This is a genomic window from Thermodesulfobacterium geofontis OPF15 (genome assembly GCF_000215975.1).
Taxonomy (GTDB): Bacteria; Desulfobacterota; Thermodesulfobacteria; order Thermodesulfobacteriales; family Thermodesulfobacteriaceae; genus Thermodesulfobacterium; species Thermodesulfobacterium geofontis.
In genome coordinates, this window is sequence record NC_015682.1 from 540,901 (window position 1) to 558,403 (window position 17,503).

A 17,503-nucleotide genomic window follows, 5' to 3' on the forward strand; every position below is an offset into this window, starting at 1 on the left:
TTAATCTTCAAGGACAAAATCGTTTTTTGCTGCTCCACAAATAGGGCAAGTCCAATTGTTAGGTAATTTTTCAAAGGGTGTTCCTGGAGGAATCTCTTGATTAGGATCTCCTACTTCAGGATCATATACATATCCACAAACACTACATTTGTATTTTTTCATAAAAAATCTCCTGACTAAAATTTTTATTTCAAGACAGGTTCAAAATCTTCTTTTGGTGCTCCACAAGATGGGCAAACCCAATCATCTGGTAAGCTTTCAAAGGGTGTTCCTGGAGGGATGTTATTTTCGGGATCCCCCTCATTAGGATCATAAATATAACCACATACTGTACATCTATACTTAATCATAGCTACCTCCTTTTAGGGGATTCTATAAGATTTTAAAAAATATCAAGAATTAATCTTCAGGGTAATATACATTCTTAGGATTCCCACATCTTGGGCATCTCCAGCTATCAGGAAGTTTTTCAAAAGGTGTTCCAGGAGGAATTCCACCTTTAGGATCTCCTACTTCAGGATCATATACATTTCCACATACACTACATTTGTATTTTTTCATCTTTCAAACCTCCTATTTTATAAAAACTATTTAGATGGTTCACAAACTTTAGAAGATTCCCATAATCCATGTAAATTACAATATTCCTTTGCAAGAACTCTATTTGCTTCTACTTGAAAAGTAGCTTCTGGAGCATCTCCAGGTTTTAGAAATTTAATATAAACTTTATCCTCATCTGCATGAAGTTCTATCCATTCAATATAATGTTCCTCTGTCATAGGATGAGGTGTACTTCCTACTTTTACTTTGTATGTGTTACCTACCTTTTCAATTACAGGGACATGCTTCTCAACTGCTGCATCAATAGATCCAGCTACCATAAGCTGCATAGGCTCTCCACAACAAACTAATTGTCCTATGCCACTATGCATAACTAAAACAATATTTCCACATACATTACATTTATAAATCCCCAATTTTTCAGCCATCTTAAACCTCCTAATTAAAATTTTTTTTAAATTTAAACTAATACAAAATTAAAATTTGTCAATATAAGTTTGTGAATTATAATTTTTGGTAGATATCTTTGAGTTCCTTTAAAAGTACTTCTATTAATTTTTTAAGATCCCCTTCCAAAGAAACTTTATGAATTGAAGCTTTTAAAGATTCTTTTTTTAAGATTTTTCTTATTCCTTCAAGAGAATAACCCTCATCAAGAAGTTCTTTTACTTTTAAAAGAAGATTAACTTGATTTCTTTTATAAAACTTTCTATTGGCAATACGATAAGGTTTTAATTGAGGAATTTTCTTTTCCCAATAAAGAAGAATATGTGGTTTAACTTTTAAGAGTTTTGTAACTTCGCTAAAACTTATATAGAGACCTTCTTCTTCCTTATTGTTTTTCATTACGTAAATCGATTTTAAATTGGGGAGCTACACGAAATACTATTTTTTTAAAAGGTTTTATTTCTACTTCTTTTTTATTTTTTAAGTTTCTTCCTTTTCTTTTTTTAGTTTCATAAGGGATAAAATTCCCAAATCTTACAATTTTAGTTTCTTCACCCAATTCTAAAGTTTTTTTAATCTCTTCTAAAAGTTCATCAATTAGGGTTTTTAAAACTCTTTTTGAAAGGCCTACTTTTTGGTGTAATTTATTTATTATTATTTTTTTATTGATAGTTGCCATTTATCTTGGTTTAGCAGAAAATTTTTCAAATATAATTTTAGCTATTTTGTCTTGAATTTGATTAACTTCCTCATCTTTTAGAGTTCTATCTTCAGCTCTATACCAGAATCTTATGGTTATACTTTTTTCTCCCTCCGGAATAGGAGGACCCTCATAAATTTTAATACAATTAACCCCCTCTAAATAAGGAATTGATAAAGTTTTCACAAAATCTAAAATATCTCCAACTTTTATTTCTCTTTTAAGAACACAAGTTATATCTCTAAAAGTAGAAGGATATTTAGGTGGTTTTTTCACTATTACTTTCTTTTCTATGCTTTCAATTTTTTCAAATAAAATTTCTAAATTAATTTCAGAGATAAATAAAGGAGGTTTTAGATCGAAATCTTTTAGTATCAGATTTTTTACTTCTCCAGCAAATCCAATCTTTTCGTTATTTAAATAAAGATCAAAGGAGGCTCCCTTTTTAAGAAAGGGTTCTGAAGAATGGGGTTTAAAATCTATATTTATTCTTAAAATTTCAAAAATAGATTCTAAATACCCTTTTAGATCATAAATATCGAATTTTCTTAAATTTTCATACCAGACTTCTTTATTTGCGTTCCCCATAAGCAAAATTCCAAGATAAAGAGGTTCCTCTGCTAATTCTCTTTCAGTTGGGAAAAAGACCTTTCCAATTTCAAATATTTTTAAAGAATTTACTTCTCTAAAAAAATTAAAACATGCAGTTTCAATAAGCCCAGGAACTAAAGAAGTTCTCATAACTGATTGAGAAGAAGATAAAGGATTAGCAAGTTCTATAAATTTTAATCTCTTATCCTCTTTTTCAAGATTTAGTTTTTCTAAAGATTTTGGATCTATAAAGCTATAAGTAATAACCTCAGAAAATCCAAAAGATCTTAAGATATTTTTAAGGTTTTTTTCAAATTCTAATTTTTGAGAAGGACTTTTACAATAAAGAATACTTTTAGGAAAGGTGGAAGGAATTTTTTCATAACCATAAATTCTTGCAATTTCCTCTATAAGATCTTCAGGTATTTTTAAATCTTGACGATAGGAAGGGGGAATTACTTGGAATCCATAATCAGTTTTTTGCACATCACCTACTTTACTTAAAATTTTTTCTATTTCTGAAGAATCAATTTGAAAACCCAAATATTTGATAATTTTTTGATTAGAAAGTGATATTCTTGGAGGAATAAATGGTTTGGGATATATATCAACTATTTCAGAATAAATTTCAGGATCAGCCCACTTTAAAATAAGTTCACTTGCTCTAAGTAATCCCAAAATAACTCCTTCTGGATCTATGTTTCTTTCAAATCTATAAGAACTTTCAGTAATTAATTTATGTTTTTGAGAGGATAATCTTATTCTTTTTGGATTAAACCAAGCAGACTCTAAAAATATATTTTCTGTATTTTCAGAAATTCCAGAATTTTCTCCCCCCATAATTCCTGCAAAAGCTAAGGGTTTTTTAATATCGGCAATTACCAGGTCTTTCTCTTTAAGTTCTCTTTCAATTCCATCTAACATAAAAAGTTTCTCTCCAGAATAGGCGCTCCTTATAAGAATGGTTTTATCTTCTATTTTATCCCAGTCAAAGGCATGAAGAGGTTGTCCCAATTCCAAAAGTACATAATTTGTAATATCTACTATATTATTAATAGGTCTAAGGCCACAAAGCCAAAGCCTTTTTTGGATATAAAAGGGACTTTCCTTTATTTTTACTTTCCCTACAAATCTACCTGCATATCTAAAACATCCATCATTATCTAAAATCTCGATTTTACCTTTAAATTTTTCTCCCCTTTTTAAATTTTCATCTAAATTTGGAAATTTTAATTCCCAGGAAGTTAGTAAATTTAATTCACGAGCAACACCAAATATTGAAAGAAGATCTCCTCTATTGGGAGTTATAGCAAGGTCAAGAACGACTTCAGAGATCCCTAAAATTTTATATATAGATTCACCAAGAGGAGAATTTTCAGGAAGAATAAGAAGTTTTTCTTTTTCTTCCCCAATACCAGCTTCATATGGAGACAAAAACATTCCATAGGATTTGTAATTTTTAATGGATTTTATTTCTACTTTTTCAAAACCAAAGGTGAAACTTTCAGGTTTAGCTAATCCAACTATTAAATTAGGTTTTACCTGATCTTTAGCAGTAGTTAAAATTATGAAAAAATCTTTCCCATCTGTTACTTTACAAACAACTAAATCCTTAAGATCTTCTGGTTCATAAACTTCTAAAATTTTTACTGCTATTAGTTCTCCCAAATTTTTATAAGGATTTTCTATATTTTCTACTTCCACTCCTCCCATAGTAAGAATTTCTGCAATTTCTTCAGGACTTCCTTTTAATTCAATGAATTCTGAAAGCCAGCTTATAGGAACTTTCATTGAGATTTCCTGATTTACTTAAAACTTTGTAAAAAAAATAAATGGTTTTCAAAAAACATTCTTATATCATCTATTCCATATTTTATCATAGCAATTCTTTCTATACCTAATCCAAAAGCAAAACCTTGCCAAAGTTCTGTATCATAATTGACTGCCTTAAAAACTTCTGGATGAACCATTCCAGCTCCAAGTATTTCTAACCATCCAGCCTCTCCACATACTTTACATCCTTTTCCCTTACAGATTACACATTCAATATCCATTTCCAAACTGGGCTCGGTAAAGGGGAAATAACTTGGTCTAAATCTTACCTTGGTTTTTTCTCCAAAAATTTCTCTTGCAAAATAAGTTAAAATGCCTTTAAGATCAGAAAAACTAACATCTTTATCCACCATTAATCCTTCTATTTGATGAAACATGGGAGAATGTCTAATATCTGCATCACAGCGATATACTTTTCCAGGAGCGACTATTCTTAAAGGAGGTTTTCTTTCAAGCATAGCTCTAATTTGCATAGGAGAAGTGTGTGTTCTTAGTAAGGCTCCATTTTTAAGATAAAAGGTTGCTTGCATATCTCTTGCAGGATGCCACTCTGGAATATTTAAAGCAGTAAAATTATAATATTCTGTTTCTATCTCAGGTCCTGTTACTATTTCAAAACCAAGTCTTGAAAATATTTCACAAAGTTCATCAATTACTTGTGTAAGAGGATGAAGAGTTCCTATGAAAGGAGATCTTCCAGGTAAGGTGAGATCTAAACCAAGGTCTTTATCTTCCTCTCTAAATAAAATTTCTCTTTCTTTTTCTTTTAATTTTTCTTCTAATAGATCTTTTAACTCATTAAGTTCTTTTCCTAAATATTTTTTTTCTTCTAAAGGAAGTTCCTTTAAAAGTTTAAGGAAAGAGGTAATTTTACCTTTTTTGCCTAAATATTTAATTCGAAAGTTTTCTAATTGAGAAAAATCTTCTATTTTTTCAAAGTTTTCCCAAATTTCCTTTTTAAGTTTTTCAATCTCGGAAGAATTCATTTTAGAAATTAATAAAAGTTATTGCCATTGAGCTTTAGCAATTTCTACCAATTTAGAAAATATTTCTGGCTCATTTATAGCTAAATTGGCTAAAACTTTTCTATCAAGCTCTATACCTGCCTTTTTTAGTCCTCCCATAAATTTACTATAATTTAATCCATTTAATCTTGCTGCTGCATTAATTCTAATTTGCCAAAGTCTTCTAAAATCTCTCTTTTTCTGTCTTCTGTCTCTATAAGCGTATACTAAAGCTCTTTCAACTGTTTCTTTAGCTCTTCTAAAAACATTTTTTCTTTGTCCCCAATATCCTTTAGCTAATTTTATTAATTTTTTATGTCTTCTTCTTGTTTTAAAACCACCTTTTGCTCTTGGCATAAAAAACCCCCTTTAAAGAATAAGGATCTCTAAAACTTATAGGGAATACATCTTTTTATATGAGAGTAATATCCAGAAAAGAGTTCTTTTTCTTGTTTAAGGTGTCTTTTTCTTTTTTTACTTTTCTTTCTCAATAAATGACTTCTTCCAGATTTTCTATGCATTATTTTTCCTGTAGCTGTAACCTTAAACCTTTTTGCTGCAGATCGATTAGTTTTCATTTTTTGTTTACCCACTTTCTCCTTCTCCTCCTAAATTTTTATAGTTCCTTAACTTTACACCAAATTTTATTTGTTTCAACACCTCTTCAGAAATTTTAAAACTCTCCTTTTCTGAGGGGAAAACTCTATTTTTACAATCATTTATAAAATTTTTTAAAGCCTTTTTAAAGTTTTCATATCCTTCAAAATAGGTTTTAACAAACTTGGGACGTATTTTAGGATAAAGTCCAACTACATCATGGAAAACAAGTATTTGTCCATCTGTATAAGGACCTGCACCGATTCCTATAGTTGGAACATTTACCTTTTGAGTTATTAATTTAGCAAGTTCTGCTGGAACACATTCAATAATTATAGCAAAGACTCCCACTTCTTCTAATATTTCTGCATCTCTTAATAGTTTTTGTGCACTTTCTATGGTTTTCCCCTGAACCTTTAATCCTCCAAGCTCCATGCTTCTTTGAGGAGTAAGTCCGATATGTCCTAAAACAGGAATTCCAGCTCTAACAATTGCTGAAACAATTTCAGCAACCTCTTCTCCTCCTTCAACTTTTACTCCATGACATCTTCCTTCCTTTACAAATCTTCCAGCATTTAAAATGGCTTTCTCCTTAGATATTTGATAGGATAAAAAGGGCATATCTCCTATGCGAAGAATGTTTGGTGCCCCTTTACTTACTGCTTTACAAAAAAGAAGCATTTCTTCCATACCTATTGAATAGGTATCCTCTTCACCAAGAATTACCATAGATGCTGAATCTCCTATCAAAACAAAATCGAATCCAGATTCTTCAGCAAGTTTTGCAGAAACATAATCATATGCAGTAATAGCAACAATAGGTTCTTTTCCTTTTTTTTCTATTAAACTATATGGACTTAACTTGAAAAGAGACACTCTATTCCCTCTTTATAAGGAAGATTAAATTTTTCTTTAAGATAAAGATATCCCTTCTGAGTAAGTATTCTACCTCTTTTTGTGCGGGCAATTAATCCCATTCTTATTAAAGCTGGTTCATAAATAGTTTCAAATTCTTCTGGGGTAATATCTGCTGAAAGTGCAAGAGCCGTAACTCCTACGGGTCCACCTTTAAATTCTTTATAAAGGGTTAAAAGACATCTTCTATCTTCGGGAGTTAGTCCCCATTCATCAATATCAAGAAGTTTTAAAAAATCTTCAAAAACTTGAGAAGATACCTTTAATAATTTTTGGTCTTTAGTTTTAGAATTTAGTAAAACAAATTCTCTTAATCTTCTTACCAGATTTAAAGCTTGTCTTGGTATACCTTTTGAAGCTTTTGCAAGTTTGAAAGCCAAATCTTTTTCTATTTCAAGTCCCCAGGACTTACTCACTTTTACAATAATATCTCTTAATTCTTCATCTTTATAATAATTTAATTTAAAAATTAGCTGAAATCTGTCTCTAAGGGGAGCTAAACAAAGATTGGGTTTATTTGTAGCTCCAATTAAAGTAAATTTTGGAAGATTAAGTCTTATAGTTTTTCCAGCATTACCTTTGCCTATTACTATATCTAAAGCAAAATCTTCCATTGCGGTATAAAGAATTTCTTGGCAGGGTTTTGGCATTCTATGAATTTCATCAATAAAAAGGATGTTCCCCTCTTTTAAATTGGTAAGAACTGCAGCTAAGGTTCCGGTTTTATCAAGAACAGGACCTGAGGTAATCTTTAAATCTCGTTTTAATTCATAAGCTATAATTCTTGCTAAGGTTGTTTTCCCAAGTCCTGGAGCACCAATAAAAAAAGTATGAGGGAAGATATCATTTCTTTTTTTTACTGAAGAAATATAAACTGAAAGCTCATCTTTTATTCTTTTTTGTCCTATAAATTCATCAAGACTATGAGGGCGAAAATAAATCATTAAAAAATATTATATAAGAATTCCAAGAATATACAAGAAAATTAAAAAGCTACAGCTCTTTTTTAAGCTCTTTTAAATAAATTTCTTTTGCTTTTTCAAGTAAAGAAAGTAATTTTGTAAAAAGTTCATCTCTCTCAGCTATTAAAGTTCTAACCCTTTCTTTATCTCTACTATTATGGGCAATTATAATATCTCTACAGAGCAAGTGAAATCTTCTGTGGATTTCTTCAAATTCGGAAAAAACAGCCACACCTCTAAATTTTTCTCCCTCACCTTCGTAAAGCCATTTTCCTATACTGCAGGCTTTGTAATTCCCAAGAAGTTCAGGATCTAAGGTATCAAGCCCCATTAAATGACCATTAACTCTAATTATTAATCTTTCATGGTCTGATTTAAAGAGATCAAAAAGAGCTTCTTTTAATTTTTCTGTTTTTACTAAGGATGCAGTGTGTCTTAAATCTGATGAAACACTTACTAAACTATAAATAGTTTTTGTTAGTTCTTCAATTAAATGTGTGACTTCAGCAGTTAATTTAGCTGTTTCTTCTACAGTTTTACTTATTTCTTCACTTGCTATAGATTGCTCTTCTGTTGCTGTAGCAACTTGAGCTATAGCATCTTTTACTTTTTGAGAAGATTCTACAATATTATCAAGAGCATCCTTTACTTTGGTTAAAGAAGAAACTCCTTTTTCAACCTCCTTAGCAGTAATTTCCATAGTTTCAAAGGCTTTATTAGATTCTGTCTGAATAGCTTTTACTTTCTCTGCAATTTCATCAGTTGCTTTAGCTGTTCTTTCTGCAAGTTTTCTTATTTCTTCAGCAACAACTGCAAAACCTCTCCCATGTTCTCCAGCACGTGCTGCCTCAATTGTAGCATTAAGGGCAAGTAAATTTGTTTGATCAGCAATATCTTTAATAAGTTGAACTATATAACCTATTTCTTCTGCGCTTTTATTAAGTTCTTCAATTACATTTTTTAAAGCCGTAGTTTCTTCATTTGCTTTTATAATAATATTTGTTGCTTCTTCAGAAATACCCTTTCCTTCTAAGGCAGCATTTATATTTTGAACTGCAAGGTCTGAAACTTGTGAAGCATTTTTTGCAATATCAGCAATGGTTGCACTCATCTCTTCAACAGCAGAAGCAACTTGTGATGCTTGAGTACTCTGAATTTTTGAATTTTCTAAAGTTTTATTAAGAATTTTGAAACTTTCATCAATTGAATCAGCTAATTTTTGAGAATAAATTAGGGATTTTTCGTTAAGAGAAATAAAAGCTTGTAAAAGTTTATGCATACTTCTTGCAAGTCTTCCCACAATATCAACTCTATCTTGAAATTCAATTTTTATAGTAAGATCACCCTCTGCCATTTTTTCAAGAAGACGTCCCAATTTATCAAGAGGTTTATGAGTCACTATATATGCAATGTAAAGGATTACAGGAGTAGCAATTATCCCCAGAAGTCCTAAAATTGTAAATAATAATTGTATTTTTTTTGAAGCCATAAAAACATTTTTAAAAGGTAATTCTATAACCACTCCCCCAAGAAGATCTCCCTCTTTCACATTGTGACAAGAAAGACACATTTTTTCAGCTTTTAAAAGATAAAGGGTTTTTAAGGAACCATTAGTTTTATAAATTTTTCCTTCTTCTTTGCTCAAAATAATTTTATCAATAAAGGTTTTTTCTTCTTGAGAAGGATAAAATTCAGGGCTTTCACTACCAAATTGATTATCTACTTTTTCAGTTCTAAATATTTTTACATTTTTTAAAGCTTTTAAATAGTAATTTCTGAGCTCTCTATAATTAGGATTTGCCATATCTTTTAATAAGGAAGCTTTAATAGAGGAATAATAATTTGGAAAAGTTTCGGTTTTAGCCTGATAAAGAGTAATCCAATGTAAAAAAAATCCTGTAACAATAACTGTCATTATTACACCTAAAGCAGTAACTACAGTTAAGGGTATAATTAATTTCCAACGAATTCTTATTTTTTTATCTAAATTACTAAAGAATCCCATAAGGATTTCCTCCTTTTAAAAACTTTAATATTAAAAATCGGCAAATTTTAAATTAATTTAAAAAATTATCTTTAAAATTTAAAATAAGTCAAGGATTGATTTTTATTTTTTCTTAAGCAAAAAAAGAAGCCAATCTTTCATATTTTGTATGTTTTTATTTAGATACCATCTTCCCATTTCAAATACTCCATAATCTGCTCCCCCCATAGCAGAGGCAAACCTTACAGAATTTGCATAAAATAACCATTGCTCAACCCACATTTTTTCTATAGCTTCATCAAAAATACAAGAAGCATTTGCTACCCCTTTTTTCCAAGCTTCAAGTAAAATTTTTGTAGCTTCGAGAGTTTGTTCATTAGTTGTTTTTATGGTGTTATGGAACTTTACAAAGTGGGCTTCTACCCAAGAGCTTGTATGACAAGTCATACAGATGCTTTTCATTTTATTTTCCCTTTTTTCCATCTCCTTTTCATCTATAAGAAATTCCTTTACAAATTCACCTGTTAATTCAGTGGGGAGAGGAAGTCCAGCTTTATTTTTAATTTTTGTTGTATCAGAATCTTTTGGATGGGGATGGGCATATATTAGTCCGAATATTCTCCAGGAAAGTCTATCATTCATTTGATGAGTTCTTTCTACAATTACATTATTATTGCTATCAACCAATAAACTTACATGGCAGACTGCACAGGTAGGAGCTTTAAAATCTTCTCCCACTTTCCAAGGAGTATTGTTAAAGTTCATTTCGGCACCTTTAGAGGAGTATATATTTCCGTGTTTGCTCACCATATAAACTTTATAAGCAGGAACATCAGGTCCTTTATGGCACTGAGAACAGGTATAAGGTTTTCGAGCAATTTCCATAGAAAAGGAATGTCTTGGGTGACAAGATGTGCATGCTCCCTTTGAATCATCAGGGTTTATTCTCCCCACTCCATTATTTGCCCATCCCAAAAGAATAGGAAATTTCATTTCTCCCATTTGTGTATTTCTTATTTCCTCACCTTTTACTTCCACCTTTGTTCCATGGCATGCTAAACAGGCATCATTTTCAGAAAGAATATTTGGATTAGGCTCTAAGGAAGATTTAACAAGTTTATAATACAAAGGATTATCCTTTAAATTGGTGTAAGCTTTTGACATAAGGTTTTTATCATATTCCTCAACTTCTTTAGAATGACAAACTGCGCAATCCTTAGGAGAGACTACAATATGGACTTTAAATCCATTGTGATCAAAAGTATCTTTATGAGATTCAGGATTTAAGGTATGACATTCGGCACATCCAATTACTATGTCTCTATTTTTAAAAGAAGGAGAGGAATTTACTTTACGAGAAAGGGAATCTTTACTTAAAGCTTCTTTTAAGGTAATTTTAGAATGGACTCCTACCTTCCAGTCTTTAACTATACCAGGGGTTACCATTTCATGACAGGAAATACAAATTTGAGACTCTGAACTTATAGAAGACTGGGCAAAAGAGATGTTATAAAATAAAAAAAGAAAACCCAAAATTTTTATAATAACATACATAGAGCACCTCCTAAATAAATTTATCTTCATCTATTAATGCATCTTTAATCGACTTATAATAGGTTAATCCTCTATAAAAAACTTTTGATTTTATGGGAAATTCAACTTTTTCTGTAAATTTGTCCAAGGTTTTAAAAAACTTATATATTCTTTTTAAATCTTTTAAAGTGATATTTTTATGGTAAATTGCCTCCCAATCAGCCTCCTCAAAACTTTTATAAAATTTTAACATATTTATTTATTAAACCCTTTATTTTTGAGTTCTTTTAACTTTTTAAGATAAAAAAGATCTACTTTATCTTTTTCTCTAAAAAGAGAAGCATTCTCTTTCATTTTTATTAAAAGGTCAATAGAGGCAACAGGTACTCTTAAATTTTCTTCAAGATTAATCCACTCAATTGCGTTTTCAACGGTTTCCCAATTTATAGCTTCTCCAAATTTTGTAATTAGATCCACATAAAATCCTTGAGGTGTACCATATCTAATAACTGAATAAGTATAAAAATCAGAGGGTTTTAATTTTTCTAATTCTTGATCTTTGAAAATTTTTTTTAAACTTTCTATTATTTTTTTTAAGTTCTCAGATTCTGGTTTAATAAAAAGATCTACATCTAAGGTCCTTCTAACAATACCATATAAATTAAGGGCAATTCCTCCAACTATACAATAACTAACTTTTTTGTTGTTAAATTCTTCAAAAATTTGTTTTAATATTTCCCAAAAATTTGAAATTTCATCCATATTAATTATTTAAGGATAACTTATTTTGGAAATTATTTCAATGGAAATTAAGGAGAAAGGGAAAGTTTGAAAGTTTAAAATTGGGCCGTGGAGGACTCGAACCTCCAACCTATGGATTAAGAGTCCATTGCTCTACCACTTGAGCTAACGGCCCGTTGTTATACTTAAAATAAAAATTAATATATTCTTAAGATTTGTCAAGAAGTTAAGAGGCATTTCTTAGGTATTGAAGTAATGAGAATTTGTTTTAAATTTAAAAGGGGGTAGGGTTTAAGAGGTGGTTGCTCTGGAAGATCTTTGAAAAGAGATCTTCCAGGGAGGAAAGTCCGGGCTCCGCAGGGGAGGACGCCGGGTAACACCCGGAGGGAGTAATCCCTGGAAAGGGCCACAGAAAAGAGACCGCCAGCGGCTAAGAGAGGTTTTTATCTCTCTTAGTGCGGGCAAGGGTGAAAAGGTGGGGTAAGAGCCCACCGCACAGGATGGTAACATCCTGTGGCACGGCAACCCCCGTCCGGAGCAAGGCCAAACAGAGCCTAAGGGTGCCCCGCCCAAAAGGCTCAGGTAGGCCGCTTGAGGAGAAGGGTAACCTTCTCCCTAGAGAAATAACCACCGCCTGGGAGAGTATCCCAGGTAACAGAACCCGGCTTACTTAAACCCTACCCCCTCTTCTTTTAAAAATGTTTAAACATATAGAATTTGTCAAAAGCATATACGATCTCAAAGATCTTCCTCCTCCTAAATTTCCAGAAATTGCTTTTCTTGGAAGATCCAATGTAGGCAAATCATCTCTTATAAACGCAATTCTTAATAGAAAAAATGTAGCCCGCGTTTCTTCAACCCCTGGATTTACTAAAGCTATCAACTTTTTTAGAATAGATTATCAATTTTATCTGGTTGATCTTCCTGGCTATGGCTTTGCTAAAGCACCTGCAGAATTACAAAAAAAATGGAAATATTTAGTTGAAGGATATCTTACAGCTCCAAGAGATTTTCGTTTGCTTATTTTAATTTTTGATATAAGAAGGACTCCTGATAAACTTGATATTAACTTAGTTGAATTTGTAAAATATATTAAAAAACCCTTCTGTATTGTGTTAAATAAAATTGATATACTTTCTAAAAATGAAATTGATAAACAAGTTAAAAATTATAAAGAAGCTTTAAGATTAAATCCCGATTTTCCAATGTTTTTAGTATCTTGTAAAGAAAAAGAAAATATAGAACCTTTAAGAAAATTCATTTTATCAAAAATAAAATCCCATTAAATTTTTATACTCATCCCATCATAACAGGCTCTTATTTTTAAACCCAACTCATTACTAAGTTCTTGGGCTACTTTATAAGGATTAGCTTTAAGCATAGTCATACCAAAATGAGTAAGAATTACCTCTTCAGGTCTCACATTACTTAATATTTTTTTTACATCAGAAACGCTTAAATGTAAAACCCCTTCTTTTGGAGTATACCTTACAGTATAAATTACAAGAATATTTGCAGAAGCAAATTCCTCTTCTAATTTTTCAAAATAGGCTGTATCAGTTATGAAACCAACAATTTTTCCCTCTGGAAGATAAAAAAGTAATCCATAATTTTCTGCTGTATGTTTAAGAAGACAGGTGGTTTTAAATTTAAAAGGAGAGTTTTCATAAAAAGTATTAGGTTTTAAAATTTCTATCTTTTTAAGATAAGGCTGGAGATAAGAAAGTAAAAGTCCTTCTTTTAAAGCACTTTCTGTTAAAAATAGAGTTCCTCTTTTTTTAAACCCCCCTTCAGTAATAGCATCAACTATAATATTTAAATCTGCTGAGTGATCTAAATGTTGATGAGAAACTACAATGGTTTCAATTTTTTCAATAGGGATTTTCTTTTTAGCAAGATAAACTAAGGTTCCTGGGCCAGGGTCAAGAAGTAGATAAGAATTATTAACATTTATAATAGTTCCAGCAGAGGCTCTTAATTGTTTGGCAACTACATAACGGGCACCAGCTGTTCCTAAAAATATAATTTTACTCACAAAATTAATCTTATTGAATTTTTAATAAATTTTCAAGTTTATATTACGATAAAAATAATTTTTATAGGATATCTTGACAAAAAATTTTATTGTATTATATTTATTTCAAAATAAAAATTTTTATAGGAGGTGCATTATGGAAGAGGTAAAAGAAATAATTAGTATGCCAAGAATTGGAGATCAGGCACCAGCCTTTGAAGCAATGACTACAATGGGTCCTATTAAATTTCCTGATGATTTTAAAGGTCAATGGGTGGTGTTCTTTTCTCATCCAGCAGATTTTACCCCTGTTTGTTCTACTGAGTTTTTAGCTTTTGCTCAAATGAATAATGAGTTTGCTAAAAGAAATGTCCAACTTTTAGGTTTAAGTATAGATAGTGTTTTTTCCCATATTGCTTGGGTAATGAATCTTAAAGAAAAAACCGGAATTGAAATCCCATTTCCTATTGTAGCAGATGTTGATGGAAGAGTAGCTAAACTTTATGGTATGCTACATCCAGGAGAAAGTTCAACTGCTACTGTAAGAGCGGTTTTTATTGTAGACCCTAATGGAAAGATAAGGGCGATTATTTATTATCCTCTTTCTGCAGGAAGAAATATGAGGGAGATCTTAAGATTAATAGATGCTTTACAAACAGCAGATAAACATGGTGTAGCAACTCCTGCTAATTGGGTACCTGAACCTCAAGTTTGGGAGTTTACTGAAGAAAATACTAAGGTGATAGTGCCACCTCCTACTACTTATGAAGAAGCTGTAAATAGATTCCAGCAGGGATATGAATGCATTGATTGGTATTTCTGTAAGAAAAAACTGAGCTAAAAAGGAGAAAAAAGATGTCTGCTGGATGTGTAAGCCCTGATGGAAAACTTAGTGAAAGAGCGATTGAGCTTCTTAGACTCTTAAATGAGAAAGGAAAGCTTTCTGCTTCTAAAATAGCAGAACTTACTAAAAGACCTCTTTTTCAGGTGAGAAGCTCTTTAAGAGAGCTCACTGAAGCTGGGTTTATCGCTTACGAAGGAGAGGAATACAGGCTTACAGAAAAAGGACTTTCTGCTCTTTCTTCAACCTAAAACATTTATAAAATTTAGGAGGGTGGCAGAACAATTTTTGCCACCCTTTTTTCTTTTAAAAATCAATTTCTTTATTTTAAAGAATTTGTAAGTGTCCTTATCTTTTGAAGTCTTTTCTGATATAATAAGGACAAGATTTAATAAAAAATTAAAAATCTTAATAAAAAATCTAATGAAATTTGATTTTATTGGTTGTGGCTCATTAAATTGGGATATGTTTTTTGAAGTAGAAGATCTTTCTGAAATTCAATTTGAAGATTTGAAGATTCTTCCAGGAAGGGAAGCCGTTTTAGAAAGAAGTCAATTTTTAAAATTTTTAAAATTTTTAGAAAAAGAAGGTATATTTCTTTTTGAATGCGGAGGAGGATCAGGAGCAAATACAATTTATGCCTTATCTTTATGGGGATTTAATAACGCCTTTTTAGGAGCAACTGGAAAGGATGAATTTGGTAAAAAAATAATTGAAGAATTAGAGAATGTGAATTTAAATACAGATTTTATTATAAAAAAGGGGGAGACAAGTTTAGCCATTATTTTACTTGATAAAAGAAAAGATAGATTTATAGCTGTTAGTCCAGGAAATAACGAAGAATTTCTTCAGGAAATAAGAATTAATTTATCTCAATTTGAGAGCATTTTTCATTTTTCCTCTTTTGCCAGTAGAAGCGGTCAAGAATTTCAGAGAAGAATTTTATCCCATTTAAAATTAAAGATTTCTTTTGATCCAGGAGAAGTTTATGCTAATTTAGGTAAAGAATTTTTATTTTTTTGGTTAAAAAATACAGAGATTTTATTTATCACTGATTATGAATTAGAGAAAATAGGTTTATCTCTTGAAGAATTATTAAGATTAGGAATTAATAAGATATTTTTAAAAAAAGGGAAGGAGGGCGCAGAATTTTATTCTAAGGAGAAAAATTTAAAAATTTCAGCTTATAAAGTAGAAAAAATAGTTGATAATACAGGAGCAGGAGATTATTTTAATGCTGGAGTTTTAGCTGGTATTAAACTTGGTTTTTCAGAAGAGGATATGTTAAAATTGGGTATTTATTCAGCAGGTATTAGTCTTAGAGATTTTGGGAGAAAGGGTTGTTTAACTAAAAGGGAGTTTCAAAAATATGTGGATTTGTTAAAATAGTTTTCAAAATGAAACTTAAAGAGAAGATCCCTAAAAATATTGATAAACTTTTAAAAGACCTTTCTCAAGGTTCTCTTTTTGGAGAAATTTATCTTGAGTCTACTGAAATTTTCAAATTGGTTTTAGAACCAGATAGAATAGATGAAATTAATTGGGGGAAAGAAGAGGGTATAGCTTTTAGAAAAATAGACGAAAAATTTAAAATTAATTTTGCCTATGCTTCTAATTTAGAAAATATAGCAGTTTTAGAAGATCTGGTAAAAACTGGTTTAAAAGAGGAATCTTTAAGACATGAGAAGGAAAAACTTTTCATTTCTGAATCTCGCAAACTTAAAAATTATGAACTATATCTTAGAGAAAGATTAGAGTTTTTAGAGGAATTAAAGAAAAAAGTTAAAAAGGTAGGAAATATTAAGCATTATAAAATTGGATTAAGTGAAATAAAAAAAGAGATCCTTATTTTAAACTCTGAAGGAAAATTTATAGAAGATGAAAGATTTTATTCTAAACTTGTTGCTATAGTTATTGCTGAAAAAGATGGGGTTTTAGAGAGAGGATATGAGGTTTTTGGAGGAGCTCTTCCTTTTGAAAAAATTAAGGAATTACCAGAAGTATTAGAGATACCTGAAAAAGCATCTGATCTTGCTTTAATTATGCTTTCTGCTAAAAAAGCTCCTGCAGGGGTTATGCCTGTTGTTCTTTCAGGAACAGCTGGTGGGACTATGATTCATGAGGCAGTAGGACACGGGCTTGAAGCAGATCATGCTGAGGAGGGATTATCTATTTATTCAGGTAAATTAGGAGAAAAAGTTGCAAGCGAACTTATTACCGTTATTGATGACGCAACTTTACCTTTTCTTTACGGATTTTATAAATTTGATGATGAGGGAACACCTGCACAAAAAGTAGTTTTGATTGAAAAAGGGATTTTGAAGAATTTTCTTTATGATAAATACTTTTCTCTAAAATACGGGAAAAAATCTAATGGTCACGGAAGAAGGCAAGATTATAGACATGTTCCTATACCAAGAATGGCAAATACTTATATAGAAAAAGGCTCCCATAGACCTGAAGAAATAATAAAAAGTATAGAAAAGGGGCTTTTAGTAAGAAAGATGGGAGGAGGAGAAGTAAATCCATTAACAGGAGATTTTGTTTTTGAAGTTAGAGAAGGTTATTATATAGAAAAAGGAGAAATTGCTTATCCTGTCAAAGGAGCAACTTTGGTGGGAAATGGTCCTAAGGTATTAGAAATAATTGATATGGTGGGAGATGATTTGAAATTTATTCCTGGAACCTGTGGCAAAGATGGGCAGGGAGTTCCTGTAGCAGATGGTCAACCTACACTTAGAATTCCTGAACTTATCGTAGGCGGAATCATCGATTAAGGA

The 17,503-nt window shown here is 31.0% G+C and carries 22 protein-coding genes, 1 tRNA gene and 1 other RNA gene; 6 read left to right on the top strand and 18 right to left on the bottom strand.

From position 1 onward, the window contains the following. The 17 genes from rd (TOPB45_RS02810) to TOPB45_RS02890 all read right to left on the bottom strand — a co-directional run bounded on the left by rd (TOPB45_RS02810) (nt 1) and on the right by TOPB45_RS02890 (nt 12,043). Entirely contained in the window at nt 1–162 is a 162-nt protein-coding gene (rd, locus tag TOPB45_RS02810) for a rubredoxin (RefSeq protein WP_013909340.1), read from the bottom strand. Nucleotides 163–185: 23 nt separating this feature from the next. After that, on the bottom strand, nt 186–350 hold the full coding sequence (rd, locus tag TOPB45_RS02815; protein ID WP_013909341.1) for a rubredoxin: 165 nt from the start codon (nt 348–350) through the stop codon (nt 186–188). A gap of 49 nt (nt 351–399) precedes the next feature. Beyond that, nucleotides 400–561: a rubredoxin gene (locus TOPB45_RS02820; protein WP_013909342.1), complete on the bottom strand. Its 162-nt coding sequence runs from the start codon at nt 559–561 to the stop codon at nt 400–402. Between the two features lie 26 nt (nt 562–587). Further along, a complete protein-coding gene (locus TOPB45_RS02825) occupies nt 588–989 on the bottom strand; it encodes a desulfoferrodoxin (RefSeq protein ID WP_013909343.1) in 402 nt (133 codons plus the stop codon). Between the two features lie 76 nt (nt 990–1,065). Continuing rightward, on the bottom strand, nt 1,066–1,407 hold the full coding sequence (locus TOPB45_RS02830; RefSeq protein ID WP_013909344.1) for a MerR family transcriptional regulator: 342 nt from the start codon (nt 1,405–1,407) through the stop codon (nt 1,066–1,068). Next, entirely contained in the window at nt 1,394–1,687 is a 294-nt protein-coding gene (locus TOPB45_RS02835; protein WP_013909345.1) for an HU family DNA-binding protein, read from the bottom strand. The genes TOPB45_RS02830 and TOPB45_RS02835 overlap by 14 nt, the downstream gene beginning before the upstream one ends. Then, nucleotides 1,688–4,090: a phenylalanine--tRNA ligase subunit beta gene (gene pheT / locus TOPB45_RS02840; protein WP_013909346.1), complete on the bottom strand. Its 2,403-nt coding sequence runs from the start codon at nt 4,088–4,090 to the stop codon at nt 1,688–1,690. Nucleotides 4,091–4,104: 14 nt separating this feature from the next. Further along, nucleotides 4,105–5,118 (bottom strand): phenylalanine--tRNA ligase subunit alpha, encoded by a 1,014-nt coding sequence (gene pheS, locus TOPB45_RS02845; protein ID WP_013909347.1) that lies wholly within the window; start codon nt 5,116–5,118, stop codon nt 4,105–4,107. Nucleotides 5,119–5,136: 18 nt separating this feature from the next. Beyond that, nucleotides 5,137–5,493 (bottom strand): 50S ribosomal protein L20, encoded by a 357-nt coding sequence (gene rplT, locus TOPB45_RS02850; protein ID WP_013909348.1) that lies wholly within the window; start codon nt 5,491–5,493, stop codon nt 5,137–5,139. 29 nt (nt 5,494–5,522) lie between these two features. After that, nucleotides 5,523–5,714: a 50S ribosomal protein L35 gene (gene rpmI / locus TOPB45_RS02855; protein WP_041430324.1), complete on the bottom strand. Its 192-nt coding sequence runs from the start codon at nt 5,712–5,714 to the stop codon at nt 5,523–5,525. Between the two features lie 7 nt (nt 5,715–5,721). Further along, complete coding sequence (gene panB, locus TOPB45_RS02860) at nt 5,722–6,609, bottom strand: 3-methyl-2-oxobutanoate hydroxymethyltransferase (protein ID WP_013909350.1); 888 nt, start codon at nt 6,607–6,609, stop codon at nt 5,722–5,724. Then, nucleotides 6,591–7,592, bottom strand: coding sequence for a Holliday junction branch migration DNA helicase RuvB (gene ruvB / locus TOPB45_RS02865; RefSeq protein WP_013909351.1), 1,002 nt, complete (start codon nt 7,590–7,592; stop codon nt 6,591–6,593). Before ruvB ends, panB begins: the two co-directional genes overlap by 19 nt. Nucleotides 7,593–7,641: 49 nt before the next feature. Beyond that, entirely contained in the window at nt 7,642–9,615 is a 1,974-nt protein-coding gene (locus TOPB45_RS02870; protein ID WP_013909352.1) for a methyl-accepting chemotaxis protein, read from the bottom strand. Nucleotides 9,616–9,717: 102 nt separating this feature from the next. Then, nucleotides 9,718–11,148 carry a multiheme c-type cytochrome gene (locus TOPB45_RS02875; RefSeq protein ID WP_013909353.1) on the bottom strand — a complete coding sequence of 477 codons (1,431 nt, stop codon included), beginning with the start codon at nt 11,146–11,148 and terminating at the stop codon, nt 9,718–9,720. A 10-nt stretch (nt 11,149–11,158) separates the two neighbouring features. Next, nucleotides 11,159–11,380 carry a hypothetical protein gene (locus tag TOPB45_RS02880; protein WP_013909354.1) on the bottom strand — a complete coding sequence of 74 codons (222 nt, stop codon included), beginning with the start codon at nt 11,378–11,380 and terminating at the stop codon, nt 11,159–11,161. Between the two features lie 2 nt (nt 11,381–11,382). Continuing rightward, nucleotides 11,383–11,889, bottom strand: a complete 507-nt coding sequence (locus tag TOPB45_RS02885) for a hypothetical protein (protein WP_013909355.1) — start codon at nt 11,887–11,889, stop codon at nt 11,383–11,385. Nucleotides 11,890–11,970: 81 nt separating this feature from the next. Then, nucleotides 11,971–12,043 (bottom strand) — tRNA-Lys (locus tag TOPB45_RS02890). 111 nt (nt 12,044–12,154) lie between these two features. On the opposite strand from TOPB45_RS02890, the gene rnpB reads away from it, so the two are divergent. Next, an RNA gene (gene rnpB / locus TOPB45_RS08710) (RNase P RNA component class A) lies at nt 12,155–12,551 on the top strand. A 15-nt stretch (nt 12,552–12,566) separates the two neighbouring features. After that, nucleotides 12,567–13,154: a ribosome biogenesis GTP-binding protein YihA/YsxC gene (gene yihA, locus TOPB45_RS02895; RefSeq protein WP_013909356.1), complete on the top strand. Its 588-nt coding sequence runs from the start codon at nt 12,567–12,569 to the stop codon at nt 13,152–13,154. Here the strand turns inward: yihA and TOPB45_RS02900 are convergent. Further along, nucleotides 13,151–13,903: an MBL fold metallo-hydrolase gene (locus TOPB45_RS02900; protein WP_013909357.1), complete on the bottom strand. Its 753-nt coding sequence runs from the start codon at nt 13,901–13,903 to the stop codon at nt 13,151–13,153. The two genes, yihA and TOPB45_RS02900, sit on opposite strands and share 4 nt — an antisense overlap. A 136-nt stretch (nt 13,904–14,039) precedes the next feature. Between TOPB45_RS02900 and TOPB45_RS02905 the strand changes: the two genes are divergently transcribed. From TOPB45_RS02905 to TOPB45_RS02920, 4 genes are all read left to right on the top strand, one after another. Beyond that, nucleotides 14,040–14,723 carry a peroxiredoxin gene (locus tag TOPB45_RS02905; protein WP_013909358.1) on the top strand — a complete coding sequence of 228 codons (684 nt, stop codon included), beginning with the start codon at nt 14,040–14,042 and terminating at the stop codon, nt 14,721–14,723. A gap of 14 nt (nt 14,724–14,737) precedes the next feature. Continuing rightward, nucleotides 14,738–14,974 carry an HVO_A0114 family putative DNA-binding protein gene (locus TOPB45_RS02910; protein WP_013909359.1) on the top strand — a complete coding sequence of 79 codons (237 nt, stop codon included), beginning with the start codon at nt 14,738–14,740 and terminating at the stop codon, nt 14,972–14,974. 91 nt (nt 14,975–15,065) lie between these two features. Then, a complete protein-coding gene (locus TOPB45_RS02915) occupies nt 15,066–16,112 on the top strand; it encodes a carbohydrate kinase family protein (protein ID WP_041430325.1) in 1,047 nt (348 codons plus the stop codon). Between the two features lie 8 nt (nt 16,113–16,120). Further along, complete coding sequence (locus TOPB45_RS02920) at nt 16,121–17,500, top strand: TldD/PmbA family protein (protein ID WP_013909361.1); 1,380 nt, start codon at nt 16,121–16,123, stop codon at nt 17,498–17,500. The last annotated feature ends 3 nt before the right edge of the window (nt 17,501–17,503 follow it).